20 protein-coding genes and 1 tRNA gene are annotated in these 26,612 nt (G+C 69.2%); all 21 read left to right on the top strand.

The annotated features are described in order from the left end of the window. Positions 1–115 precede the first annotated feature (115 nt). The 21 genes from AC1DV7_RS09230 (at position 116) to AC1DV7_RS09130 (ending at position 26,240) form a co-directional block, all read left to right on the top strand. Positions 116–2,743: an AAA family ATPase gene (locus tag AC1DV7_RS09230; RefSeq protein WP_477596768.1), complete on the top strand. Its 2,628-nt coding sequence runs from the start codon at positions 116–118 to the stop codon at positions 2,741–2,743. Positions 2,744–2,895: 152 nt separating this feature from the next. Beyond that, positions 2,896–2,968: transfer RNA gene (locus tag AC1DV7_RS09225), tRNA-Trp, on the top strand. An 84-nt stretch (positions 2,969–3,052) separates the two neighbouring features. Further along, complete coding sequence (gene secE, locus AC1DV7_RS09220) at positions 3,053–3,316, top strand: preprotein translocase subunit SecE (protein ID WP_477596766.1); 264 nt, start codon at positions 3,053–3,055, stop codon at positions 3,314–3,316. A 42-nt stretch (positions 3,317–3,358) separates the two neighbouring features. Further along, positions 3,359–4,204, top strand: coding sequence for a transcription termination/antitermination protein NusG (nusG, locus tag AC1DV7_RS09215; protein WP_477596765.1), 846 nt, complete (start codon positions 3,359–3,361; stop codon positions 4,202–4,204). A gap of 92 nt (positions 4,205–4,296) precedes the next feature. After that, positions 4,297–4,731, top strand: coding sequence for a 50S ribosomal protein L11 (rplK, locus tag AC1DV7_RS09210; RefSeq protein ID WP_056924021.1), 435 nt, complete (start codon positions 4,297–4,299; stop codon positions 4,729–4,731). 173 nt (positions 4,732–4,904) lie between these two features. After that, positions 4,905–5,624 (top strand): 50S ribosomal protein L1, encoded by a 720-nt coding sequence (gene rplA / locus AC1DV7_RS09205; protein ID WP_477596762.1) that lies wholly within the window; start codon positions 4,905–4,907, stop codon positions 5,622–5,624. 397 nt (positions 5,625–6,021) lie between these two features. Then, complete coding sequence (rplJ, locus tag AC1DV7_RS09200) at positions 6,022–6,648, top strand: 50S ribosomal protein L10 (RefSeq protein ID WP_477596761.1); 627 nt, start codon at positions 6,022–6,024, stop codon at positions 6,646–6,648. A 99-nt stretch (positions 6,649–6,747) separates the two neighbouring features. Beyond that, on the top strand, positions 6,748–7,137 hold the full coding sequence (gene rplL, locus AC1DV7_RS09195) for a 50S ribosomal protein L7/L12 (protein ID WP_477596759.1): 390 nt from the start codon (positions 6,748–6,750) through the stop codon (positions 7,135–7,137). 172 nt (positions 7,138–7,309) lie between these two features. Continuing rightward, a complete protein-coding gene (locus tag AC1DV7_RS09190; protein ID WP_477596757.1) occupies positions 7,310–8,305 on the top strand; it encodes an ABC transporter ATP-binding protein in 996 nt (331 codons plus the stop codon). Continuing rightward, positions 8,302–9,072: an MlaE family ABC transporter permease gene (locus AC1DV7_RS09185; RefSeq protein ID WP_477596755.1), complete on the top strand. Its 771-nt coding sequence runs from the start codon at positions 8,302–8,304 to the stop codon at positions 9,070–9,072. Before AC1DV7_RS09190 ends, AC1DV7_RS09185 begins: the two co-directional genes overlap by 4 nt. A gap of 14 nt (positions 9,073–9,086) precedes the next feature. Further along, positions 9,087–9,914, top strand: a complete 828-nt coding sequence (locus tag AC1DV7_RS09180) for an MlaE family ABC transporter permease (protein WP_477596753.1) — start codon at positions 9,087–9,089, stop codon at positions 9,912–9,914. 3 nt (positions 9,915–9,917) lie between these two features. Then, positions 9,918–11,291 carry an MCE family protein gene (locus AC1DV7_RS09175; RefSeq protein WP_477596751.1) on the top strand — a complete coding sequence of 458 codons (1,374 nt, stop codon included), beginning with the start codon at positions 9,918–9,920 and terminating at the stop codon, positions 11,289–11,291. Beyond that, complete coding sequence (locus AC1DV7_RS09170; RefSeq protein WP_477596749.1) at positions 11,288–12,331, top strand: MCE family protein; 1,044 nt, start codon at positions 11,288–11,290, stop codon at positions 12,329–12,331. Before AC1DV7_RS09175 ends, AC1DV7_RS09170 begins: the two co-directional genes overlap by 4 nt. After that, positions 12,328–13,299, top strand: coding sequence for an MCE family protein (locus AC1DV7_RS09165; RefSeq protein ID WP_477596747.1), 972 nt, complete (start codon positions 12,328–12,330; stop codon positions 13,297–13,299). Before AC1DV7_RS09170 ends, AC1DV7_RS09165 begins: the two co-directional genes overlap by 4 nt. Continuing rightward, positions 13,299–14,543 (top strand): MCE family protein, encoded by a 1,245-nt coding sequence (locus AC1DV7_RS09160; protein ID WP_477596746.1) that lies wholly within the window; start codon positions 13,299–13,301, stop codon positions 14,541–14,543. The genes AC1DV7_RS09165 and AC1DV7_RS09160 overlap by 1 nt, the downstream gene beginning before the upstream one ends. Then, the gene (locus tag AC1DV7_RS09155) at positions 14,540–15,811 is read left to right on the top strand and encodes an MCE family protein (protein ID WP_477596744.1); all 1,272 of its coding nucleotides are present in this window, start codon (positions 14,540–14,542) and stop codon (positions 15,809–15,811) included. The genes AC1DV7_RS09160 and AC1DV7_RS09155 overlap by 4 nt, the downstream gene beginning before the upstream one ends. Further along, positions 15,808–17,082 (top strand): MCE family protein, encoded by a 1,275-nt coding sequence (locus AC1DV7_RS09150; protein WP_477596742.1) that lies wholly within the window; start codon positions 15,808–15,810, stop codon positions 17,080–17,082. The genes AC1DV7_RS09155 and AC1DV7_RS09150 overlap by 4 nt, the downstream gene beginning before the upstream one ends. Next, positions 17,079–17,681: a hypothetical protein gene (locus AC1DV7_RS09145; protein WP_477596741.1), complete on the top strand. Its 603-nt coding sequence runs from the start codon at positions 17,079–17,081 to the stop codon at positions 17,679–17,681. Before AC1DV7_RS09150 ends, AC1DV7_RS09145 begins: the two co-directional genes overlap by 4 nt. Positions 17,682–17,706: 25 nt before the next feature. After that, positions 17,707–18,348, top strand: coding sequence for a hypothetical protein (locus AC1DV7_RS09140; RefSeq protein ID WP_477596739.1), 642 nt, complete (start codon positions 17,707–17,709; stop codon positions 18,346–18,348). A gap of 416 nt (positions 18,349–18,764) precedes the next feature. After that, positions 18,765–22,241, top strand: a complete 3,477-nt coding sequence (gene rpoB / locus AC1DV7_RS09135) for a DNA-directed RNA polymerase subunit beta (protein ID WP_477596737.1) — start codon at positions 18,765–18,767, stop codon at positions 22,239–22,241. 111 nt (positions 22,242–22,352) lie between these two features. Continuing rightward, on the top strand, positions 22,353–26,240 hold the full coding sequence (locus AC1DV7_RS09130; RefSeq protein ID WP_477596735.1) for a DNA-directed RNA polymerase subunit beta': 3,888 nt from the start codon (positions 22,353–22,355) through the stop codon (positions 26,238–26,240). Positions 26,241–26,612 lie beyond the last annotated feature (372 nt).

The following is a 26,612-nucleotide window of genomic DNA, read 5'->3' as shown; positions in this document are numbered from 1 at the left end:
CGGCAGCGACGCCACGGTCGGGGGCGGACGGGGTACCAGACCCCTTCGCCCCCGGCTGGCGGTCACCGAGGATCAGGCCTTCCGGGACCCCGACCGTCGCTCGTACCCTGTCGGGGTGGAGCTCGTGGAGCGCGAGCCGCAGCTGGAGCACCTCCGTGCGGCCCTGGAGCGCAGCCGCCTGCAGGGCTGTGTCGTCGCCGTCGCCGGTGAGGCGGGCGCCGGCAAGTCCACCGTGGTCAGGGCCGCGACGGCCGGGCAGCAGTGGACCCGGGTCGCCCAGGGGCTGTGCGACCCCCTCGACACCCCTCGGCCGCTGGGGCCGGTGCGCGACGTGCTGACCGACCTGGGGGTGTCGCTGGAGGCAGACCCCGGCCCGCCCGCCTCCGTCGCCGAGCGACTGCTCGACGCGGCTGCCCGGGAGCCGACGGCGATCGTCATCGAGGACGCCCAGTGGATCGACGAGGCGTCGATCGAGGTGCTGCGCTTCGTCGCCCGTCGCGTGGAACCCGTTCCGGTCGTGCTGGTCCTGACCTACCGCGACGGCGAGCTCGGGACGAACCACGCGCTCCGGCCCCTGCTCGGCGACCTCGCCCGGATGGACGCCGCCAGCACGATCTCCCTCAAGGGGCTGTCCGTCGGCGCGATCGGGGCCGTGCTGCGCGGTACCGGGATCGACCCCGTGTCGGTCCTCGCCCTGACCGGGGGCAACCCGTTCTTCGTCACCGAGATCGCCCGTCACCCCGACGAGGAGCTCCCGCTCTCGGTGCGCGATGCCGTGCTCGCGAGCACGAGCGCCCTCGCCGACGGCGACCTCGAGGCCCTGCAGCTGATCGCCACCGCCCCCGACACCCTCGACGACCGCCTGCTCCCGGCCCTCGGCATCGACGTGCCCCAGCTGCGCCGCCTCGAGGGGACGGGGTTGCTCACCCGTTCGCGCCGTGGCGTGGGGTACCGCCACGAGCTGGCGCGCAGGGCGGTCGACGACGCGGTGGCCCCCGGCGTCGCCAGCAGGCTGCACACCGTCGTCCTCGAGGCACTCGAGGCACTGGCCGGAGCGGAGCCCGCGGTGCTCGCCCACCACGCGCACGCGGCTGGTGACCGCACCCGCACCCGCCGGTACGCAGGTCAGGCAGCCACCGAGGCAGCCCAGGCGGGCTCCCACCGCGAGGCCGTCGCGTTCCTCGAGCTCGCGCTGGCCAACAGCGGCGACGCCCTCGCCGACCGGGCCAACCTCCTGGAGAGGCTGAGCTACCAGCTGTACATGGTGAGCCGGCTGCCCGATGCCGTCGGGGCGATCAGCGAGGCCACCAGGCTGTGGGCCGAGATCGGCGACCAGGACGGCCTGGCTGCGGCGCACAATCGCCGTGCCCTGGTCGAGTACTACTCCGCCCGCCGGTCGAGCGCGGAGCGCCACGTCGAGCTCGCCCTCGTGAACGCCGCGGCTCCGAGCTATGGGGCGGCCCGCGCCATGGAGCTGCTGCTGGCCTTCCGTGCCAACGACGTCGAGGCCACCACCGCCGGGCGCGAGCTGACCCGGGCGGTGGCCGTGGAGCGGGCCGACGACGAGCTGCTCGTCCGCGCCGAGATCATGGGCGCGCTCGCGGACGTCCTCTTCGACGGCGAGGCCCCAGCGCGGGCCCGGCTGCTCGGCCTGGTGGACGACGCCGCCCACCGGCAGTACGACGAGACGGCCTCGACGGGTTGGTCGCAGCTCGCGGCCCTCGACGTGGAGCACCGCCGTTTCCGCGACGCCGAGGCGCTGCTGGACGAGTCGCTGCCCTTCACGGTCGAGCGCGACATCCCGATCTGCGAGCAGTGGCAGACCGGGGTCCGATCCCGCCTCAACCTCGAGCGCGGTCGCTGGGAGGCCGGGCTCGAGGACGCCCGGGCGGTGCTCGACGGTGGCGCCCCCATCGCCAGCCTCTGGCCCCACCTCGTGGCCGGTCTCGTCGCCCTGCGCCGCGGCGACGAGCCGTCGCCGTCGCCGTCGCCGTCGCCGTCGCCGTCGCAGGACAGCCCGGACCACCTCGAGGTGGCCTGGGCCCTGGCCGAGCAGATGGGAGAGCCGCTCGGCCGGCTCGCGGTGCTGGCGGCGTTCGCCGAGCGCTCCTGGCTCCTCGGCACGCCCGACCAGCGGCTCGAGTCCGCGGGTGCGCTGTTGCGGGAGGCCGGGGCCGTGGCCGGGACCCAGTGGTCGGCCGGCAACCTCGCGGTGTGGCTGCGGCGCCTCGGCCACCCGGCCCCGGCGGCGGGGAATGGCGGCGGGACGGCTGGGGTGGCGGGGGGCGCGGTGGTGGTCGCGGAGCCCTTCGCGCTGCAGCTGGAGGGACGGGCCGACGAGGCGGCGGAGCGGTGGCAGGCCCTCGGCGCCCCCTACGAGCGCGCACTCGCCCGGGTCGACTCGCCCGACGAGCAGACCGCCGTCGCCGCGGTCGCCGACCTCGAGACCATGGGTGCCTGGGCAGCCGCGGACCGGTGCCGGGGCCTGCTCCGGGACAGGGGCGTGACCCGCGTGCCGTCCCGGCGCCGGACCAGCACCGTCACGAACCCTTCCGGCCTGACCTCCCGACAGCTCGACGTCGCGCGGCTCGTCGCCCGTGGCCTGACCAACGCCGAGCTGGCCCAGCAGCTGTACATCTCGACGAGGACCGCCGACCACCACGTGTCCGCCGTGCTGACGAAGCTGGGGCTGGGCACCCGGCGCGAGGTGGTGCGTCGTGCGGACGAGCTCGGCCTGGTGTGACGACGGCACCGGCGAGTTCGCGTTCGGCCCCGGGCCTCACGTATGCTTGCTCCTCGGTTGACTTCGACCAAGATTCCGTCGTGCCCTCGAGCCGATGAGTCGCGGGCGAGACCAGCCGCAGGGAACTCCTCGGCCCCACCGGCGAGTTCCGTAGGGCAGTGGCTCAATTGGTAGAGCACCGGTCTCCAAAACCGGCGGTTGGGGGTTCGAGTCCCTCCTGCCCTGCGCAGCAGGACCACCAGCAGGACCCGCGGTGCTGACCCAGCACCACGGCATACGAAGAGCGAAGGCAGAGACATCGTGACGGACGTGAGCGCGGACACCCGCGGCTCTGGCGCGGCCGGTCGCAAGCGCGGCAAGGGCGGCAACCCGATCTCCCGCTTCTTCGGCTCGCTGTCGCTGTTCGTCAGCCAGATCCTCGACGAGCTGCGCAAGGTCGTGCGCCCGACGCGGTCCGAGCTCATCAACTACACGATCGTCGTGATCGTGTTCGTGGTGTTCGTGATGGCGCTCGTCTCGACCGTGGACTTCGGGTTCACCAAGCTCGTCCTGTGGGTCTTCGGCGGCAAGTAGCCGCACGACCACCCAGACATTCCAAGGAAGTAGGCAATCAGCGTGTCCGACCAGTGGACCACCGACAACGCCGAGGCGCAGACCGATGAGGTCGTCGCCGACGGTGCCGTCGACGAGCTCGAGACCGACGAGCAGGCTCCCGCGGCCGCTGAGGCTCCCGGGTTGGAGTTCACCGACGAGGCCGCGGCCGACGAGACCCCTGCCGACGAGACCGCTGCCGACGAGGTCGCAGACCAGGGCGCGGCCGACGAGGCGCCGGTCGACGAGGCTCCCGGCGACCCGGTCCAGGAGTTCAAGGACATGCTGGCCAGCCAGTTCGGTGACTGGTACGTCGTGCACTCCTATGCCGGCTACGAGAACCGCGTGAAGGCCAACCTCGAGAACCGCACCACGTCCCTCAACATGGAGGAGTTCATCTTCCAGGCCGAGGTGCCGATGGAAGAGGTCACCGAGATCAAGAACGGCCAGAAGAAGCTCGTGCGGCGCGTGCGGATGCCCGGGTACGTCCTGGTCCGCATGGACCTCACCGACGAGTCGTGGGGCGCCGTGCGCCACACGCCCGGCGTCACCGGCTTCGTCGGCAACGCCCACCAGCCGGTGCCGCTGAGCCTCGACGAGGTCTTCACGATGCTGGCCCCGGCCGACCTCGACAGCCCGGCCGCCGCCGGCGCCGGCTCGGGTGGCGGCGCCACCGGCAAGCCACGCGAGGTCGCGGTCGTCGACTTCGAGGTCGGCGAGTCCGTCACCGTCATGGAGGGTCCGTTCGAGACCCTGCCCGCCACGATCTCCGAGATCAACGCCGACACCCAGAAGCTCAAGGTTCTGGTCTCCATCTTCGGCCGGGAGACCCCGGTCGAGCTGTCGTTCAACCAGGTCGCCAAGATCTGACCGGACGGCAGCACCTGCCCGCGGCACCCCGTGGGCATGCAACCGGGTCATCGCCCACGGCGTAGGCCCAACTCGACAAAAGGAACACAGCAATGCCTCCCAAGAGCAAGAAGATCTCCGGCTTCATCAAGCTGCAGATCCAGGCCGGTGCGGCCACCCCGGCTCCCCCCGTCGGCCCGGCCCTCGGCCAGCACGGCGTCAACATCATGGAGTTCGTCAAGGCGTACAACGCTGCGACGGAGTCCCAGCGCGGCAACGTCATCCCGGTGGAGATCACGGTCTACGAGGACCGTTCCTTCACCTTCATCACCAAGACGCCGCCGGCAGCCGAGCTGATCAAGAAGGCCGCTGGTGTGCCCAAGGGCTCCGGCGAGCCGCACAAGACCAAGGTCGCCAAGCTCTCGGCCGACCAGGTCCGCGCCATCGCCGAGCAGAAGATGGAAGACCTGAACGCCAACGACATCGACCAGGCGATGAAGATCATCGCCGGGACCGCCCGCAGCATGGGCATCGACACCACGCTCTGACCCCCGATCCACGCAACCTCTGCTAGCAGGGGTTGCGTGGATCCGGACAGCTTGCACAGTGTCCGGATTCGCCTAACCCCTGCTAGCAGAGGTTAGGAACACACCCCCGTGGCAGGACCGCGCTGGTCCGTACAGACCACAACTCCACCGAAACACCCAGCACAGGAGCAGAAATGAAGCGCAGCAAGGCTTACCGCGAGGCAGCCGAGAAGATCGACGCCACCAAGGTCTACGCCCCCCTCGAGGCCGTCCGCCTCGCCAAGGGTGCCGCCAAGGCCAAGTACGACGAGACCGTCGAGGTCGCCATGCGGCTCGGCGTCGACCCCCGCAAGGCCGACCAGATGGTCCGTGGCACCGTCAACCTGCCGCACGGCACGGGCAAGACCGCCCGCGTCCTGGTCTTCGCCAACGGCGACAAGGCCGAGGCCGCCCGTGAGGCCGGCGCCGACCACGTCGGCTCCGACGAGCTGCTCGAGAAGGTCGCCGGCGGCTGGCTCGACTTCGACGCCGTCGTCGCGACGCCGGACATGATGGGCAAGGTCGGCCGTCTCGGCAAGGTCCTGGGTCCGCGTGGCCTCATGCCCAACCCCAAGACCGGCACCGTGACCATGGACACCGCCAAGGCCGTGACCGACATCAAGGGCGGCAAGATCGAGTTCCGTGTCGACAAGCACGCGAACCTCCACTTCATCATCGGCAAGGCGTCCTTCGACGAGAAGTCGCTCGTCGAGAACTACGCCGCCGCCCTCGACGAGGTCCTGCGCCTCAAGCCGTCCTCCTCCAAGGGCCGCTACATCGAGAAGGCCACCATGTCGACGACGATGGGCCCCGGCATCCCGCTGGACTACACCCGCACCCGCAACCTGCTGGTCGAGGACGAGGCCACCGCCTGAGTCCCCGCCTGCTCGCGAGAGCCCGTCGCCCCTCGTGGGTGACGGGCTCTCGTCCTGTGTATGGCGCGGTGGGCGCACCGGGGCATGGCGCCGTGGCCGGTTCGCGGGACCCCCGGAGTGCCGGAGGCTGGGAGGAGCGGGTGGGGCGGGTCGACGGATTTGGTCGTGGGCCCCGGCGCCCGTACGCTTGTCCCTGACCAGAGACCGCTTGGTTGTCCAGCGCCCGCGTCCCGCGGGTCCGTGACTGAAGGTCCCACCTGAGGTGGGCGCCAGCGCAGGCCGAGAAACACCAGCATCGACGAGAGTCGGCGTGCCGTGTGCCCCGTGCCCTGTGCCGGGGCTTTCTTCATGTGGGAGCACACCTCCAGGCGGTCGCACACCACGGAAGGGAGGCCCCATGGCCAAGGCTGACAAGGCTGCCGCCATCGCCGAGCTGTCGGAGAAGTTCCGCAGCTCCGGTGCGGCCGTGCTGACCGAGTACCGCGGGCTTTCGGTGAAGCAGATCACCGACCTGCGCAACTCGCTGCGCGGAAACGCCACCTTCGCCGTCGTGAAGAACACGCTCACCGAGCTTGCTGCCAAGGAAGCCGGCGTCACGGCTTTCGACGGCCAGCTCGTCGGCCCGTCCGCCATCGCGTTCGTCGATGGTGACCCGGTCGAGGCCGCCAAGGGCCTGCGTGACTTCGCCAAGGCGAACCCCCTCCTCGTGATCAAGGGCGGCGTCCTCGACGGCAAGGCCCTGACTCCCGCGGAGATCACGAAGCTTGCGGACCTCGAGTCCCGCGAGGTTCTCCTGGCCAAGCTGGCCGGTGCCATGCAGGCGTCGCTCAGCCAGGCTGTCTACCTCTTCGCCGCGCCGCTGTCGCAGACCGCTCGGGTCGTCGACGCGCTGCGGGCGAAGGTCGAGGAGCAGGGCGCGGCTGTCGCCGCCCCCGTCGCCGAGACCACCGAAGAGGCCCCCGCCGAGGCTGCTGACGCTCCCGAGGCTGCTACCGACGTCGCCGAGGGTGGCGACGAGAGCTGACTTCGCCCGGGTTGCCGACCGGCAGCCAGCGCAGAGCCAGCTCGCACACCAAACCGCCACTCACGGCATACAAGTAAGTAAGTAGAAAGGACGCCCATCATGGCGAAGCTCTCCACCGACGAGCTCCTTGAGGCCTTCAAGGAAATGACCCTCATCGAGCTCTCCGAGTTCGTGAAGCAGTTCGAGGACACCTTCAACGTCACCGCTGCCGCCCCCGTGGCCGTGGCCGGTGCCGCCCCCGCCGCTGGCGGCGGCGACGCTGCCGCTGCTGAGGAGCAGGACGAGTTCGACGTCGTCCTCGAGGCTGCTGGCGACAAGAAGATCCAGGTCATCAAGGAGGTCCGCGCGCTGACCTCCCTCGGCCTGAAGGAGGCCAAGGACCTCGTGGACGGCGCCCCCAAGCCCGTTCTCGAGAAGGTCGACAAGGCTGCTGCGGAGAAGGCCAAGGAGGCCCTCGAGGGCGCCGGGGCCACCGTCACCCTCAAGTGATCTCCGCCCGCGTCTGACGCGGGCACTGCATCACCTCGCCAAGGCGGGTCCGACTCCGGTCGGGCCCGCCTTCGGCGTACCCGGCCGTAACCTCCGGGACCCTGTCTCGTTGAGCCAAGCGAACCGGGGCCTTCCGTGAGGTGGGCATGCACATTCACGACGAGGTGGAGCAGTGGGCGTTGAGATCAAGGTCGAGGGCCTGACCAAGCAGTTCGGGTCACAGGTCATCTGGCGCGACGTCACGCTCACCCTGCCCGCAGGGGAGATCTCCGTGATGCTCGGCCCGTCGGGTACGGGCAAGTCGGTGTTCCTCAAGACGCTGGTCGGGCTGCTCAAGCCGGATGCCGGCTCCATCTGGATCGAGGGGCAGGACCTCACCCGGCTGCGCGAGCACGACCTCTACGAGGTGCGCAAGCTGTTCGGCGTGCTGTTCCAGGACGGCGCCCTGTTCGGGTCGATGAACCTCTACGACAACGTGGCGTTCCCGCTGCGCGAGCACACCAAGAAGTCCGAGTCCGACATCAAGCGGATCGTCCTGGAGAAGATGGACCTCGTCGGCCTGTCCGGTGCCGAGTCCAAGCTGCCCGGCGAGATCTCCGGTGGGATGCGCAAGCGCGCCGGCCTCGCCCGCGCCCTCGTGCTGGACCCCGAGATCCTGCTCATCGACGAGCCCGACTCGGGCCTCGACCCCGTGCGCACGTCGTACATCAACCAGCTCTTCATCGACCTCAACGCGCAGATCGACGCGACCTTCCTGATCGTCACGCACGACATCAACTCCACCCGGACCGTGCCGGACAACATCGGCCTGCTGTACCACAAGCACCTGGCCATGTTCGGCCCGCGCGAGATGCTGCTGAGCTCCGAGGAGCCGGTCGTCCGGCAGTTCCTCAACGCCCAGACCATCGGCCCGATCGGCATGTCCGAGGAGAAGGACGCCGACGAGCTGGCCTCCGAGCGGGGACAGGAGCTCCCGCCGCTGCCGCCGATCCCGCTGCAGCTCGGCACGAGCGACGGCGCCCCGCGGCGTGGCGAGCGGCCGGCGGGGGAGTGGTGCCGCGCCAACGGCATCACGCCGCCCCCCGGGTCGTTCCAGTCCCACAACGCAGGCGTGCCCGGTGTCCGCCACTCCGAGGGCACCGCGACTGCGGGGGCGGCGCTGACATGAGCAACCCAGCCGTCGGCGCCCTGCGCCAGAGCGGATCGCTCTTCGCGATGGTCCTGGACGTCCTCCGGGCCGTGCCGAAGCGACCGTTCCAGACCAAGGAGTTCATCCAGCAGTGCTGGTTCATCGCCTCGGTGACGATCGTGCCGACCGCACTGGTCTCCATCCCGTTCGGCGCGGTGATCGCCCTGCAGCTGGGCACCCTGACCCGTCAGCTCGGCGCCCAGTCGTTCACGGGTGCGGCCTCGGTGCTCGCCGTGATCCGCGAGGCGAGCCCGATCGTCACGGCCCTGCTCATCGCGGGAGCGGGTGGCTCGGCCATCTGCGCCGACCTCGGGTCGCGCAAGATCCGTGAGGAGATCGACGCCATGGAGGTGCTGGGCATCAGCCCGATTCAGCGCCTCGTGGTGCCGCGGGTGCTCGCCGCGATGGTCGTCGCGCTCCTGCTCAACGGCCTGGTGTCGGTGGTCGGGGTCGTCGGGGGCTACTTCTTCAACGTGATCATCCAGGGCGGCACGCCCGGTGCCTACATCGCCTCGTTCACGGCCCTGGCGCAGCTCGCCGACCTGTGGACCAGCGAGCTCAAGGCCGTGATCTTCGGCTTCATCGCGGCCGTGGTCGCGTCCTACAAGGGCCTCACCGCGGGTGGCGGGCCCAAGGGCGTCGGCGACGCGGTCAACCAGAGCGTCGTCATCACCTTCATGTTCCTGTTCGTCGTGAACTTCGTGGTGAGCGCCATCTACTTCCAAGTCGTCCCGCAGAAGATCTGAGGAGGTGCACGCACATGAGCAAAATGACCGAACTGGCCGGGCGGCCGGGTGAGGCGCTCGACAGCCTGGGCGACCAGATGCGGTTCTACGTGCGATCCCTCGCGTGGAGTGGCCGCACGGTCCGGCGCTACAAGAAGGAGGTCGTGCGGCTCCTCGCCGAGGTCTCCCTCGGCTCCGGCGCCCTCGCGGTCATCGGCGGCACCGTCGGCGTCATCGCGTTCCTCGCGTTCTTCACGGGCAGCCAGGTGGGCCTGCAGGGGTACTCCTCCCTCAACCAGCTCGGCACCGGCGCCCTGACCGGCTTCGTCTCCGCGTACCTCAACACCCGTGAGATCGCCCCTCTCGTCGCGGGGCTGGCGCTGGCGGCGACCGTCGGCTGCGGCTTCACCGCCCAGCTCGGCGCGATGCGCATCTCCGAGGAGATCGACGCGCTCGAGGTCATGGGCATCCCCTCGCTGCCGTTCCTCGTCACCACGCGCATGATCGCGGGCTTCATCGCGGTCGTGCCGCTCTACGTGCTCGGGCTCCTCTCGTCCTACGGGGCCACGCGGTTCATCGTGGTGCAGTACTTCGGGCAGTCGGCAGGCACGTACGACCACTACTTCCACCTGTTCCTGCCGCCGGTCGACGTCCTCTACTCGTTCCTCAAGGTCATGGTCTTCGCGGTCGTGATCATCCTCATCCACTGCTTCTACGGCTACAACGCATCGGGCGGTCCCGCGGGCGTCGGCGTGGCCGTCGGCAAGGCCGTGCGCACCTCGATCGTCGCGATCAACATCGTCGACTTCTTCTTCTCGCTGGCTGTGTGGGGCGCCACGACGACCGTCCGGATCGCTGGGTGACGCATGACTGACACCCACACCACCCCCACCGGCCAGGTCGCGGAGCCCGTCACCGAGCCGCTCGGTCCTGCCAAGGGGTTCCTGTCGCGCCTCGGCGACCGTGCCTACGGCGTCGGGTTCATCCTCGTCGTCGCCTCGCTGATCGGGCTGTCGATCGCGTCGTTCCAGAAGGTCTTCACCTCGGTCGTTATGGTCAGCCTGGAGACCGACCGGATCGGCAGCCAGCTGCAGGAGGCGTCCGACGTCAAGATCCGCGGCCTCATCGTGGGCGAGGTCCGCTCGATCCGGACGACAGGCAAGGGGGCGACCCTCGAGCTGGCCCTCAAGCCCGAGATGGTCGACCTCATCCCCGCCGACGTCTCGGCCCGGCTGCTGCCCAAGACCCTGTTCGGCGAGCGCTACGTCGACCTGGTGGCCCCGCAGGGCAGCTCCGACCGCCACATCGAGGGCGGCGACACCATCTCGCAGGACCGCACCAGTGTCGCGATCGAGCTCGAGAAGGTCTTCGAGGACCTGCTGCCGCTGCTGCGCACCGTCCAGCCCGAGAAGCTCGCCACGACCCTCAACGCGCTCGCCTCCGCCCTCGAGGGCCGGGGCACCCAGCTGGGCCAGAACCTCGTCCTCGTCGACACCTACTTCAAGCAGCTCAACCCCACCATGCCCGCCATCAAGGCCGACATCAGCGGGCTCGCCGACCTCGCCAGCACGTATGCCGTGGCGGCGCCCGACCTCGTGCGCGCGGCCACCAACCTCATCACCACCAACACCACGATCGTCCAGAAGCAGGACCAGCTCGCCGGGTTCCTCGCCGGGACCGCGGGTTTCGCGAACACCACCGCGAGCTTCCTCGACGCGAACGGCGACCGCATCATCCGGGTCGGCCAGGTGCAGCGCCCCACGGTCGAGGTCTTCGCGAGGTACTCACCCCAGTACCCCTGCATCGCGGCAGCCATGACCAACTGGATCCCGCGGATCGACGAGGCGTGGCGGGACAAGGTCTTCCACATCACGATCGAGACCACGCCGCAGCGCCAGGGCTACCACCCGGGCGAGGAGCCGGCCTGGGGTGAGACCCAGGGCCCCAACTGCCGTGGGCTCCCGGGACGCTTCGGCACGCAGGCGAAGCCGTGGCACGGCAACCACTTCGACGACGGCACCACCCGCGGCGGCTCGAGCGCCGGCAGCGCACTGCCCGGCATGTTCGCCGGTCAGGCCGGRCTCGGCATACCGCAGGCTGACGCCGGCCTCGCGGGCACGCAGGAGGAACAGGAGCTGGTGGCCGCGCTCATGTCCCGTGGCGGAACGGCGACGCCGTCGGCGATCACGACCCTGCTGGCGGGGCCGATGCTCCGCGGAGGCGTGGTGAACCAGAAGTGAGCACTCGTTCCAGCCTCGTGAAGTTCCTCGTCTTCGTGGCGGTCACCCTCCTGGCCACGGGCACGCTGGCCGCGACCATAGCCAACGTGCAGTTCGGCGACAAGGCGACCTACAAGGCCGTGTTCAAGGACGTCACCGGTCTCGCGGCCGGGCAGGAGGTCCGCATCGCCGGTGTCCGCGTCGGCGAGGTCAAGCACATCGCGGTCGCGCCCGACCGGGTGCACGCCCTGGTCGAGTTCCAGGTCCTCAAGACCAGCGTCCTCACCCAGGGGACGCGTGCCCAGATCAAGTACCGCAACCTGGTCGGCGAGCGCTACGTCGCGCTGACCCAGGAGGCGGGCTCGGCGGCCCCGATCAAGGACGGCACCACGCTCGGCCTCGACAAGACGCAGTCCGCCCTCGACCTCACGGTCCTGTTCAACGGGTTCAAGCCGCTCTTCGCGGCCCTGTCCCCGAAGGACGTCAACGAGCTGTCCGGCGAGATCGTCAGCGTGCTCCAGGGCGAGGGCGGCAACATCAACTCGCTGCTGGCCCGGACCGCGTCCCTGACGTCGACCCTCGCCGACCGCGACGAGGTCATCGGCCGCACCATCGGCAACCTCAACACCGTGCTCGGCACCGTCGACGAGCACGACGCCGCGGTCAAGCAGCTCATCGACCAGCTGCAGCGGTTCATCTCGGGGCTCGCCGCCGACCGCGAGACCATCGGCGCCTCGCTGACCAACATCAACTCGCTGACCGCCGAGACCGCCGACCTGCTCAAGGTCACCCGTCCCTCCATCAAGGACGACATCACCGGGCTGCGGACCCTCAGCACCAACCTCAACAAGCCGGGAAACACCGCGGCGATCGAGAAGTTCCTGTCCAACTCGCCCGGGAAGATCGCCACCATCACCCGCACCGCGACCTACGGCTCCTGGTTCAACTTCTACATGTGCGACTTCAGCGGCAGCATCACGGTGCCGGCGGCGACCAAGGGCGCCCCCGCCGTGGTCGTGCCCGTCGGCAAGCCCGGCGCGAACGCAGCGAGGTGCTCATGAGCATCCCGTTCCGCGAGCGCAACCCCGTGCCGATCGGCGCCGTGGGCCTGCTGGTCATCGCCATCCTGCTGGTCCTGGCGTTCAACGTCTCGAGCCTGCCCCTCATCGGTGGGGGAGACCACTTCAAGGCGGCCTTCTCCGAGGCGGGTGGCCTGCTCAAGGGCGACGACGTGCGGATCGCCGGCGTCAAGGTCGGCAAGGTCGAGAAGGTCGACCTCGCCGGCAGTCACGTGCTCGTGGAGTTCAAGGTCACCGAACCGGTGAAGTTCGGCCCGCAGACCGGCGCGTCGGTCCGGATGAAGACGCTGCTCGGGCAGAAGTACCTCGCGCTGGAGCCGGCCGGCGGTGGCCAGATGAAGGAGGGGACGCAGATCCCCCTCGAGCGGACGGTCTCGTCCTACGACATCGTCAACGCCTTCACCGACCTCGCCACGACCGCCGAGGAGATCGACACCGACGAGCTCGCGAAGTCCCTCACGGTGCTCGCCACCGAGTTCAAGGACAGCCCGCCGAACGTCAAGGCGGCGCTGGAGGGCCTGACCCGGCTGTCGGGCACGATCGCCTCGCGCGACGCCGAGCTGAAGCGACTGCTCGCCTCGGCCAACAGCGTCAGCGGCACCATCGCCGAGCGCAACAAGGCGATCGAGTCGATCATCAAGAACGCCGACCTGCTGCTCGTCGAGCTGAACGCCCGCCGCGAGGCCATCCACACCCTGTTCACCAACACCTCCGCCATGGCCCAGCAGATCACCGGCCTGGTGCGGGAGAACCGCGCCGAGCTCGGCCCGGCCCTGGCTCAGGTCACCAAGGTGCTGGCCGTGCTCGAGAAGCACGAGAAGGACCTCGGCGACACCATCGCCGCGATGGGCCCGTTCACCCGGCTGTTCTCCAACGTCCTGGGCAACGGCCGCTGGTTCGACACCTACATCCAGAACCTCACGACCCCGGTCGCGCTGGGAGGCAAGTGATGTCCCGCCTGAGCACCATCGGTGCCCGCCTGCCCCGGATGCCGAGGCTGGGCCTGCTCCCGAAGGTCGTCGCGGCGCTGGCCGTCGTGGCCCTGGTCGCGGGCGCCTACGCCTTCTGGCCCCGCTCGGAGAGCGTCAAGGTGACCGGCGAGTTCACCCGCGCGGTCGGCCTGTTCCCCGGCTCGGACGTCCGGATCCTCGGCGTCAAGGTCGGCAAGGTCAGCTCGGTCACCCCCAAGGGCGACAAGGTCGAGGTCGAGTTCGAGTACGACGCCAAGTACAAGGTGCCCGCGGACGCCAAGGCGGCCGTCGTGGCCCCCTCGCTGGTGAGCGACCGCTACGTGCAGCTGCTCCCGGCATACACGTCGGGGCCGGTGATGCGCACCGGAGCCGAGATCGGCCTGGACCGCACCGCGGTCCCGGTCGAGCTCGACCGCATCTCCTCCAGCCTGGACGACCTGCTGGTGGCGCTCGGGCCGACCGGGGCCAACAAGGACGGTGCCCTCCAGGACCTGCTCGACACCGGCGCCAAGAACCTCGACGGGCAGGGCCAGAACCTGCACGACACCAACCGTGACCTCTCGAAGGCGCTCGAGACGCTCTCGGGTGGCCGCAACGACCTGTTCGGGACGGTGAAGAACCTGCAGACGTTCACGAGCATGCTCGCGACCAACGACCAGCAGGTGCGCCGGCTCAACACCGACCTCGCCAGCGTCTCGGAGCAGCTGGACGGCGAGCGCGACGACCTCGCGGCGGCCCTGAAGAACCTCGCGGTCGCCCTCAGCGAGGTGTCGACCTTCGTCCACGACAACCGGTCCGGCCTCACGACCAGCATCGACCAGCTCGCGGCCGTCGCGGGCACGGTGGCCAAGCAGCGCGACGCGCTCGCCGAGACGCTCACCAACGCACCGGTCGCCCTGAGCAACCTGCAGAACGCCTACAACTCCAAGACCGGCACGCTCGACACCCGAGCCAACGTGAACGAGAACCTCAAGACCCGCGACCTCCTGTGCAACCTGATCGTCGCCAGCGGTCAGCCGGCCTCCCTCTGCAAGAACGTCACGGGTGCGCTCAAGCCGGTCGAGGCTCTCCTCGACCAGCTCGATCGCCTGGGCGTCAAGCTGCCGGTCGACCTGCTCTCGGCCGTGCCGGCCTCGCAGTCGAGCGGCCAGGGCCAGGGCACGACCGTGCAGATGCGCGGCGCCGACCCGACCCTCGGTGGACTCCTGGAGGTGTCCCGATGACCAGTGCCCTCCGTGGGTGGGCCGGCTCGCCCGCCCGTATGCCGGCCCGCCGGCTCGTTGCGGCCCTCACCGTGGGTGCCGCCGTGGTCGGTGTCAGCGGCTGCCAGGGCGCGTTCGACCTGCCGCTGCCCGGTGGCGCCGCCCAGCGCGGCGACATCATCCGCGTGACCGCCGAGTTCGCCGACGTCCTCGACCTCGTGCCCCAGTCGTCGGTCAAGGTCGACCAGGTCACCGTGGGGTCGGTCGAGCAGATCGAGCTCAACGGCTGGACCGCCCGCGTGACACTGCGGCTGCCCCGGTCGGTGAAGCTGCCCGACAACGCGGTGGCCGAGCTCAAGCAGACCTCCCTGCTCGGTGAGAAGTACGTCGAGCTGGCGCCGCCCGCCAGCTCGCCGCAGGGACAGCTCGGCAACGGCGACAACATCCCCCTCGAGCGCACCGGGCGCAACCCCGAGGTCGAGGAGGTCCTGAGCGCGATGTCGTTGCTGCTCAACGGTGGTGGCGTCGCCCAGCTCAAGACGATCGAGACCGAGCTCAACAACGCGATGCGTGGCAACGAGGCGCAGATCAAGGACGTCATCAAGCAGCTCGACACCTTCGTCACCGGCCTCGACCAGCAGAAGTCCGAGATCGTGCGTGCCATCGACAACATCGACAAGCTGGCCGCCAAGCTCGCCGCCCAGAAGGACGACATCGCCAAGGCCATCGAGGCCATGCCCGGCGGCCTCAAGGTGCTCGCCGACCAGCGCAAGCAGCTCGTGCAGATGCTCCAGGCGCTGAGCCGGCTGGGGGCCGTCGGCACCCAGGTCATCTCGCAGAGCAAGGCCGACACCACCGCCAACCTCAAGGCGCTCCGGCCCATCCTGCAGGAGCTGACCCGCGCAGGGGACGCGCTGCCCAAGTCGCTGCAGCTGCTGCTGACCTACCCGTTCTCCGACGGCACCACCGCGGCCATGCGGGGCGACTACACCAACATGACCGCCGACCTGAAGGTCGACCTCACCGACCCGGGCGCGTTGCTCGGCGGCCTCGGCCTGCCGACCGGTGGCGGGACGGGCGGCGGTGGTGGCGGCGGCGGTGGCCTGCCCCTGCCGACCCCGAGCATCCCGAGCATCCCCGGCGTCACCCCGCCACCGGTCCCCCCGTTGCCCTCGGGCTCGTCGACCTCCGGTGGCGCGCTCTGCCCGCCGGTGTGCCTGGCCCCCGACCGCTCCAGCGGCTCGTCCTCGGACGGCTCCTGGCGCTCGCTCTACGGGAGCGAGTCGTGATCCGCCGCGGGGTGCAGGTGCAGCTGGCGCTGTTCCTGCTCATCACGCTCCTGACCGTGTCCGTGCTCTCCGCCCGGTACGTCGGGCTCTACGACCGCGTCGTCGGGGGACAGATCCACGTCTCCGCGGACTTCGCGGAGTCCGGCGGCATCTTCGTCGGCTCCGAGGTCGCCTACCGCGGGGTGACCGTGGGCCGGGTCGAGGGGCTGCGGCTGTCCAAGGACGGCGTCATCGTCGACGCCAAGCTCGAGCGCGGCACGCAGATCCCGCGCGACACCAAGGTCGTCGTCGAGAACCGCTCGGCGGTGGGGGAGCAGTACCTCGACTTCCAGCCGCGGGGCTCAGGTGGTCCGCTGCTCAAGAGCGGCGACACGATCGCCCGCAAGGACACCGCCTTCCCCCTGCGGGTCGACAACCTCCTGCTCGACCTGGACAAGACGGTCAACTCGGTCGACCGGGACGACCTGCGGACCGTGGTCGACGAGTTCGGGCTGGCCTTCGCCGACGGCGGCGAGGACCTGCAGCGACTCCTCGACAGCGGCGACGCACTGACCAAGTCCGCTACCGAGGCCCTGCCCGAGACGGTCAAACTGATCAACGACGGCCGGATCGTCCTCGACACCCAGCGGGACTCGGCCGGCGACATCAAGACCTTCTCGGGCAACTTCGCCGACCTGACGGCGACCCTCAAGTCCTCCGACGGCGACCTGCGGCTGATCCTCGACCGCGGCGTCGTCGCGTCCAAGGAGCTCGAGACGCTGATCAAGGACAACCAGGGCAACCTCGCGGCGCTCATCGCCAACCTCATCACCATCGGGCAGGTCACGACGTCCCGCGTGGACGGCATCCAGCAGCTGCTCGTGACGTACCCCGACGTCATCGCCGGCGGCTACACGGTGGTCCCCGGTGACGGCACCGCACACTTCGGCCTCGCTCTCGCGCACGACCCGCCCGTCTGCACGCAGGGCTACGGCGGCACCAAGCGCACGGACCCGTCGCAGCTCTCGGGCCTGCCGAAGGTCAACACCTCGGCGCGGTGCACCCTGCCGCGCGGCTCGGCCGCCAGCGTCCGCGGCGCCCAGAACGCCCCCGGGCCCTCCCGGAGCACGAACTCGACCATGCCGCTGGCTTTCGGCGACCAACCCGTATCCCCGGGCATGGCTGCCTCGTTGAGCATGACAACACCACACGTGTCCGTGCCGCAGCCCCCCTCGGGAGGTGACAGCAGCGGGTCCTCGTGGTTGTGGATCATGAAGGAGGCTGCTCAATGAGCACGATGACCACCCCCGCCGGGAGGGCGGTGAAGGCCTTGGTGCGTCCGAACGCACCAGCGCCCGACACGGACTCGTCCACCCCCAGCACTGCCCGCGGCGCCAGGCGCGCCCTGCGGGTCACCCCCAAGGTCGTGTGGGTCGTCGCGGCCCTGGCCCTCGTCGTCTCTGTCGGCCTCGGGGCCACCAAGGGCCGGGAGTGGTATGCCGACCGCCAGGTCGCGCAGGCCAACGCGGACGCCCTCGCGGCGGCCAAGCAGCTCGCGGTCAACTTCGTGACCGTCGACTACACGAAGGTCGACGCCGACACCGCGCGGGTCAAGGCCGGTGCGACCGGCGAGTTCCTCAAGAGCTACGGCGCCTCGATCGACGAGCTCAAGAAGGTCCTCGTGGCCAACAAGAGCGTCTCCACGGTGCAGCGCAGCGAGGTGGCCCTCGTCTCGGGTGACGTCGACTCGGCCGTCGCCCTGGTCGGGGTCGTCGCACCCACCAAGAACACCGCCGTCCCCAACGGTGAGACCAAGACCTACCGGATGCGCCTCGAGCTGCAGAAGGTCGGGCAGGCCTGGAAGGTAGAGAACCTTGAGTTCGTCGGCTGATTCGAAGGTCCGTACCCGCCCGAAGGTGGCCGGGCAGCGGTCGCGCACCCGCGCCATACCGGTCTCTGCCCCCTGGGCGCCCGTCCAGACTGCCAGGCGTCCGGCCACAGGTCCGGCGCCCGACGCCGAGCGGACCACGCCTCGCCGTGCGGGGGACGCCGCTGGTGACAGCTCTGCCCGCCGCCTCGTGCCGCCACGGGGCTGGGTCGCGCCCGTCGCGGCCCTCGTGGCGAGCCTCGCCCTGCTCGGGGCCCTCGTGGGCGTCAGCCTGCGGGACTCCGGCGCCCAGGCCCGGGCCGAGCGGGCGGCAGCCAGCCAGGCCCGCACGTCCGTCGAGCAGATGCTCAGCTACAACTACAAGACCATCGACGCCCAGTCGGCGCAGATCGAGTCCCTGCTGACCGGATCGTTCAAGTCCGAGTTCTCCACGGCGATGGACCAGGAGATCAAGCCGCTCGCCGTCAAGAACCAGACGGTCGTCCAGGCCAAGGCCTCCGACGTGGGCGTCATGAGCTCCACCCCGACGAGCGTGAAGGTCCTCGTGTTCGTCAACCAGGCCAAGGTGGGAGCCGACAGCCAGACCCCCGCGGTGGACCAGAACCGCGTCATCGCGACGATGACCAAGGTCGGGGAGCGCTGGTTGGTCAGCAAGGTCGACGCCTTCTGAGCACGCTGGCACACCCTCGCTGACCTGCGGCGACACCCCTGACGGGGGTGTCGCCGCAGGTCGTTGGGCGGGTCCCCCGCCGCCACGCGCCGGGATTGCCTTGACGCGGACCGATTCGGGCGTCATCCTCTCTTGCGTCGAGTGAAACTGCGCGCTTGCGGCGCGTCAGGGACTCCCGTGCAGTGGCCGCGAAGCGGCCGGCTGGACACGGTTGGACGAGCCTGCCCTTGTGCGTGTATGCTCTTCCTTTGCGCTGCCCTCTGTCGTCGACCCCACTCTCAGACCTCCGCCCTTCGTCGTGCCCTCCGGCACGGATTCGTGGCGGAAGTCGCAGGTGAGGCCGCTGCCGGTGGCTGGCGCGGCATCGGCTGCACGCCGCATCGATTTGAACAACAGGCCCGTGGAAGGACCCCTCCTTGGCTGCCTCGCGCAACGCGACTCAGACTGTGTCCACCGCACGGACGGCTTCAGGCCGTCTGTCGTTCGCGAAGATCCGCGAACCCCTCGAGGTCCCCGACCTCCTGGCGCTGCAAACGGAAAGCTTCGACTGGCTGCTCGGCAACGAGCGCTGGCAGGCCCGTGTCGCAGCCGCCAAGGCCGAGGGCCGTGGAGACGTGCCGGATCGCTCCGGCCTCGAGGAGATCTTCGAGGAGATCTCCCCGATCGAGGACTTCAGCGGCTCGATGTCGCTATCGTTCCGTGACCACCGCTTCGAGGACGTCAAGTACTCCATCGAGGACTGCAAGGAGCGCGACCAGACCTACTCCGCGCCCCTGTTCGTCACCGCGGAGTTCATGAACACCACGACTGGCGAGATCAAGAGCCAGACGGTGTTCATGGGTGACTTCCCGCTCATGACCGAGCGCGGCACCTTCGTGATCAACGGCACCGAGCGTGTCGTCGTGTCGCAGCTGGTCCGCAGCCCCGGCGTCTACTTCGAGCGCACCCCCGACAAGACGTCCGACAAGGACATCTACACCGCCAAGGTCATCCCCAGCCGCGGTGCCTGGCTCGAGTTCGAGATCGACAAGCGCGACATGGTCGGCGTCCGCGTCGACCGCAAGCGCAAGCAGTCCGTCACGGTGCTGCTCAAGGCCCTCGGCATGTCCGAGGCGCAGATCCTCGAGGAGTTCGGCGACTACGAGTCGATGCGCCTCACCCTGGAGAAGGACCACACGGCCGGCCAGGACGACGCGCTGCTCGACATCTACCGCAAGCTGCGCCCGGGCGAACCGCCCACCCGCGAGGCCGCCCAGACCCTCCTGGACAACCTCTACTTCAACCCCAAGCGCTACGACCTCGCCAAGGTCGGCCGCTACAAGATCGACCGCAAGCTGGGCGTCGCCGCCGAGCTGAGCGCCTCGGTCCTGTCGGTGGACGACATCGTCGCGACCATCAAGTACATCGTGTCGCTGCACGCCGGTGAGTCCACCCTCAAGGGCAAGAACGGCGACGACGTGCCGGTCGAGGTCGACGACATCGACCACTTCGGCAACCGTCGCCTGCGCAACGTCGGCGAGCTCATCCAGAACCAGGTCCGCACGGGCCTGTCCCGCATGGAGCGCGTCGTCCGAGAGCGCATGACCACGCAGGACGTCGAGGCGATCACGCCGCAGACCCTGATCAACATCCGCCCCGTGGTGGCCTCGATCAAGGAGTTCTTCGGCACCTCGCAGCTGTCGCAGTTCATGGACCAGAACAACCCGCTCGCCGGACTGACGCACAAGCGTCGCCTGTCCGCGCTGGGCCCGGGTGGTCTGTCCCGTGACCGTGCCGGCATGGAGGTCCGTGACGTCCACCCGTCGCACTACGGCCGCATGTGCCCGATCGAGACCCCTGAGGGCCCGAACATCGGCCTCATCGGCTCGCTGGCCTCCTACGGTCGGATCAACGCGTTCGGCTTCATCGAGACCCCCTACCGCAAGGTCATCAAGGGTCAGGTCACCGACGAGATCCACTACCTGTCGGCTGACGAGGAGGACCGTCACGTCATCGCCCAGGCGAACGCCGTGATCGACGCCAAGGGCAACTTCACCGACGAGCGCGTCCTGGTCCGCACCAAGGGCGGCGAGGTCGACTACATCCCCGGTGAGGACGTCGACTTCATGGACGTCTCGGCCCGGCAGATGGTCTCCGCGGCCACCGCGCTGATCCCGTTCCTCGAGCACGACGACGCCAACCGTGCGCTCATGGGCTCCAACATGCAGCGCCAGGCGGTGCCGCTGGTCAAGTCCGAGGCGCCGCTGGTCGGCACCGGCATGGAGTACCGCGCCGCGCTCGACTCCGGTGACGTCGTGCGCGCCGAGACCGCTGGTGTGGTCACCGAGGTCTCCGCCGACCTCGTGACCGTCGCCGGTGACGACGGCTCGACGCGCACCTACCGGATCGCCAAGTTCGCGCGCTCCAACCAGGGCACCTCCTACAACCAGGTCGTCCTGGTCAACGAGGGCGACCGGGTCGAGGCCGGCGGCGTGATCGCCGACGGTCCCGCGACGGACGGTGGCGAGATGGCCCTGGGCCGCAACCTGCTCGTGGCGTTCATGCCGTGGGAGGGCCACAACTACGAGGACGCGATCATCCTCAGCCAGCGCCTGGTGCAGGACGACGTCCTCTCCTCGATCCACATCGAGGAGCACGAGGTCGACGCCCGCGACACCAAGCTCGGCCCCGAGGAGATCACCCGGGACATCCCGAACGTCTCCGAGGAGGTCCTGGCCGACCTCGACGAGCGCGGCATCATCCGCATCGGCGCAGAGGTCCGCGACGGCGACCTGCTCGTCGGCAAGGTCACGCCCAAGGGTGAGACCGAGCTGACCCCGGAGGAGCGCCTGCTGCGCGCCATCTTCGGTGAGAAGGCCCGCGAGGTCCGCGACACGTCGCTCAAGGTGCCCCACGGCGAGACCGGCACGGTCATCGGCGTCAAGGTGTTCGACAAGGACGAAGGCGACGACCTGCCCCCGGGCGTCAACCAGCTGGTCCGCGTGTACGTCGCCAACAAGCGCAAGATCACCGACGGTGACAAGCTCGCCGGCCGTCACGGCAACAAGGGCGTCATCTCCAAGATCCTGCCCGTCGAGGACATGCCGTTCCTCGAGGACGGCACCCCCGTGGACGTCGTGCTCAACCCGCTCGGTGTCCCCGGCCGCATGAACGTCGGCCAGATCCTCGAGCTCCACCTGGGCTGGGCCGCCTCCCGCGGTTGGGAGATCGCGGGCAACCCGGACTGGGCCAAGCTCATCCCCGAGGACGCCCGCACGGCTCCGGCCGGCACGCGCGTCGCCTCGCCGGTGTTCGACGGTGTGCGCGAGGACGAGATCGTGGGTCTGCTGGACTCCACGACCAAGACCCGCGACGACGTCCGCCTCATCGACGGCACCGGCAAGTCCCGGCTCTTCGACGGCCGCTCCGGCGAGCCGTTCCCCGAGCCGGTGTCGGTGGGCTACATGTACATCCTCAAGCTGCACCACCTCGTGGACGACAAGATCCACGCGCGCAGCACCGGCCCCTACTCGATGATCACCCAGCAGCCGCTCGGCGGTAAGGCCCAGTTCGGTGGCCAGCGCTTCGGTGAGATGGAGGTCTGGGCCCTCGAGGCGTACGGCGCGGCCTACGCGCTGCAGGAGCTGCTCACGATCAAGTCCGACGACGTCCAGGGCCGGGTCAAGGTCTACGAGGCGATCGTCAAGGGCGACAACATCCCCGAGCCCGGCATCCCCGAGTCCTTCAAGGTGCTCATCAAGGAGATGCAGTCGCTGTGCCTCAACGTCGAGGTGCTCAACAGCGAGGGCACCTCCATCGAGCTGAAGGAGTCCGACGAGGACGTCTTCCGCGCGGCGGAGGAGCTCGGCATCGACCTGTCCCGGCGCGAGCCCAGTTCGGTCGAAGAGGTCTGAGGCATGGGTGTGCCGCGTGGCCAGCACCGGGCAACCGGCGGACACGCGGACACCTCCTCTCCTCACGACCCACCCCTTAGTTCTAGCTAGAGACACGGAAGAAGGAACCACGTGCTCGACGTCAACTTCTTTGACGAACTGCGCATCGGCCTGGCCACGGCGGAAGACATCCGCCAGTGGAGCCACGGCGAGGTGAAGAAGCCCGAGACGATCAACTACCGCACGCTCAAGCCCGAGAAGGAGGGCCTGTTCTGCGAGCGCATCTTCGGCCCCACCCGGGACTGGGAGTGCAACTGCGGCAAATACAAGCGCGTCCGCTTCAAGGGCATCATCTGTGAGCGCTGTGGCGTCGAGGTCACCCGCGCCAAGGTGCGCCGCGAGCGCATGGGCCACATCGAGCTCGCCGCTCCGGTCACCCACATCTGGTACTTCAAGGGCGTCCCGTCGCGCCTGGGCTACCTGCTCGACCTCGCCCCGAAGGACCTCGAGAAGGTCATCTACTTCGCGGCCTACATGATCACGTCCGTCGACGACGAGCAGCGCCACAAGGACCTGCCGTCGCTCGAGGCGCAGATCGAGGTCGAGAAGAAGGAGTTCGAGAACCAGCGCGACTCCGCCATCGACACCCGCGCCAAGCGGCTCGAGGCCGACATCGCCGAGCTCGAGGCCGAGGGTGCCAAGGCCGACGCGCGCCGCAAGGTCCGCGAGTCCGCCGAGCGCGAGATGAACCAGATCCGCAAGCGCGCCGACCAGCAGATCGAGCGGCTCGAGCAGGTCTGGGACCGCTTCAAGAACCTCAAGGTCCAGGACCTCGAGGGCGACGAGATCCTCTACCGCGAGATGCGTGACCGCTTCGGTCTGTACTTCGAGGGTGRCATGGGCGCCGCGGCGATCCAGAAGCGCCTGCAGACGTTCGACCTCGAGGCCGAGTCCGAGCTGCTGCGCGAGATCATCGCCACCGGCAAGGGCCAGAAGAAGACCCGTGCGCTCAAGCGGCTCAAGGTCGTCACCGCCTTCCAGGCGACGACCAACAAGCCCGAGGGCATGGTCCTCGACGCCGTCCCGGTCATCCCGCCGGACCTGCGCCCGATGGTGCAGCTCGACGGTGGCCGCTTCGCGACCTCCGACCTCAACGACCTCTACCGCCGGGTGATCAACCGCAACAACCGCCTCAAGCGGCTGCTCGACCTCGGTGCGCCGGAGATCATCGTCAACAACGAGAAGCGCATGCTGCAGGAGGCCGTCGACAGCCTCTTCGACAACGGCCGTCGTGGTCGCCCGGTCACGGGCCCCGGCAACCGTCCGCTCAAGTCGCTGTCCGACATGCTCAAGGGCAAGCAGGGTCGCTTCCGCCAGAACCTCCTCGGCAAGCGCGTCGACTACTCCGGCCGTTCGGTCATCGTCGTCGGCCCCCAGCTCAAGCTGCACCAGTGCGGTCTGCCCAAGCAGATGGCGCTCGAGCTGTTCAAGCCGTTCGTGATGAAGCGCCTGGTCGACCTCGACCACGCACAGAACATCAAGTCGGCCAAGCGCATGGTCGAGCGCGCCCGTCCGGTCGTGTGGGACGTCCTCGAAGAGGTCATCACCGAGCACCCCGTGCTGCTCAACCGCGCACCCACGCTGCACCGCCTCGGCATCCAGGCCTTCGAGCCGCAGCTCGTCGAGGGCAAGGCCATCCAGATCCACCCGCTCGTCTGCTCGGCCTTCAACGCCGACTTCGACGGTGACCAGATGGCCGTGCACGTGCCGCTGAGCACCGAGGCGCAGGCCGAGGCCCGCATCCTCATGCTCTCGAGCAACAACATCCTCAAGCCGGCCGACGGCCGCCCCGTGACCATGCCCACCCAGGACATGATCATCGGGCTCTACCACCTCACCTCCGAGGTCGAGAACGGCAAGGGCTCCGGCCGCGCGTTCTCGTCGGTCTCCGAGGCCCGCATGGCGTTCGACGCCGGCGAGCTCGAGCTCGGCAGCCGGGTCAAGATCCGCCTGCTCGACCTCGTGCCCGTCCCCGGCACCGAGCTGCCCGAGGACGCCGAGGTGGCCGAGGACGGCCGCGTCGCGTCCCTCACGGTCGAGACCAGCCTCGGTCGCGCGCTGTTCAACCAGACGCTGCCGGTGGACTACCCGTTCGTGGACGCCGTCGTCGACAAGAAGCGGCTCTCCACGATCGTCAACGACCTGGCCGAGCGCTACAGCAAGGTCCAGGTGGCCGCGTCCCTCGACGCGCTCAAGGAGTACGGCTTCCACTGGGCGACCCGCTCGGGCACCACGGTCGCCATCTCCGACGTCGTGACCCCGCCGCGCAAGCTCGAGATCCTCGAGGGCTACGAGACCAAGGCCACCAAGGTCCAGGTCCAGTACGAGCGCGGTCTGATCACCGACGACGAGCGTCGCCAGGAGCTCATCGAGATCTGGACCCAGGCCACCAACGAGGTCGCCAAGGAGATGGAGGCCAACCTCCCGAAGACCAACACCATCTACAAGATGGTGTCCTCGGGTGCGCGTGGTAACTGGATGCAGCTGCGGCAGATCGCCGGTATGCGTGGTCTGGTGTCCAACCCGAAGGGTGACATCATCCCGCGACCGATCCGCGCGAACTTCCGCGAGGGTCTGTCGGTGCTCGAGTTCTTCATATCTACGCACGGTTCGCGTAAGGGTCTTGCCGACACCGCGCTGCGTACCGCCGACTCGGGTTACCTGACCCGTCGTCTGGTGGACGTGTCGCAGGACGTCATCATCCGCGAGGACGACTGTGGCACCGAGCGTGGCCTGACCATGCCGATCGCCCAGAAGACCGCCGACGGTGCGCTGGTCGAGCACGACGACGTCGAGACCTCGGTCTACGCCCGCACCCTGGCCGCTGACGTGGTCAAGGACGGCACCGTCCTCGCCGAGGCCGGCATCGACCTCGGTGACGTGGTCATCGACGCGCTCGTCGCCGCCGGGGTCGAGGAGGTCAAGGTCCGCTCGGTCCTCACCTGCGAGTCGCACGTCGGCACCTGTGCCGCCTGCTACGGCCGTTCGCTGGCCACCGGCAAGCTCGTCGACATCGGCGAGGCCGTCGGCATCATCGCGGCCCAGTCGATCGGTGAGCCCGGCACCCAGCTGACGATGCGTACCTTCCACACCGGTGGTGTGGCCGGTGACGACATCACGCAGGGTCTGCCGCGTGTCGTCGAGCTGTTCGAGGCCCGCACCCCCAAGGGTGTGGCCCCGATCGCCGAGGCGACCGGTCGGGTCAGCATCGAGGACACCGACAAGACGCGTCGCATCATGCTGACGCCGGACGACGGCTCCGAGGAGCACGCCTACCCGGTGAGCAAGCGCGCCCGTCTGCTGGTCGCCGACGGCGACCACGTCGAGGTCGGGCACCGCCTGACGCAGGGTTCGATCGACCCCAAGCAGGTCCTTCGCATCCTCGGCCCGCGCGCCGTGCAGATGCACCTGGTCGACGAGGTCCAGCACGTCTACCGCCAGCAGGGTGTGTCGATCCACGACAAGCACATCGAGGTCATCGTCCGCCAGATGCTGCGACGCATCACGATCATCGAGTCCGCCGATGCCGACCTGCTCCCGGGTGAGCTGGCCGAGCGTGGCCGGTTCGAGACCGAGAACCGTCGCGTCGTCTCCGAGGGTGGTCGCCCGGCCTCGGGTCGTCCCGAGCTGATGGGCATCACCAAGGCCTCGCTGGCCACGGACTCGTGGCTGTCGGCCGCCTCCTTCCAGGAGACGACCCGCGTGCTGACCGAGGCTGCGATGAACGCCAAGAGCGACCCGCTGCTGGGCCTCAAGGAGAACGTCATCCTCGGAAAGCTCATCCCGGCCGGCACGGGTCTCCCGCGCTACCGCAACATCAAGGTCGAGCCCACCGAAGAGGCGAAGGCCGCGATGTACACCATGCCGAGCTACGAGTACGACTACCCGGTGTTCGGCCCGGGCTCCGGCGAGGCCATCCGCCTCGACGACGCCGAGCTCGGTCTGGACCGCATGGACTGAGCCCCGGGGCAACCCGGGCTCGGCCCACACCGCTCACAGGGCGGGTATGCCGCGTGGTCACCACGCGGCCTACCCGCCCTGTGGCGTCGGCCGGGGGGTGGTCGGGCGGTCATGGCCGGTCCGCACCGATTTGGTGGGCCACCACGCAGGCGGTATCTTTGAACACTGTGTCTGAGGTCCGCTCAGGCATGCCCGCTGGAGTGGGCGACCGAGACGGTCCGCCAGCACCAGCACCACCTCTCGCCGGGCAATCCACCACGAACCTCCGGGTCTTGACCCAGGGTCTGTGCGTGGAGAGTGCAGGGGAGAGCGCCGAGCACGACACACCCGAGTGCGGGGGTCGGCGGAGCGACCACACCAAGGAGTGCCCGA

Source organism: Pedococcus sp. P2_E4 (assembly GCF_056403935.1).
This window is presented reverse-complemented; position numbering and strand designations above follow the sequence as displayed.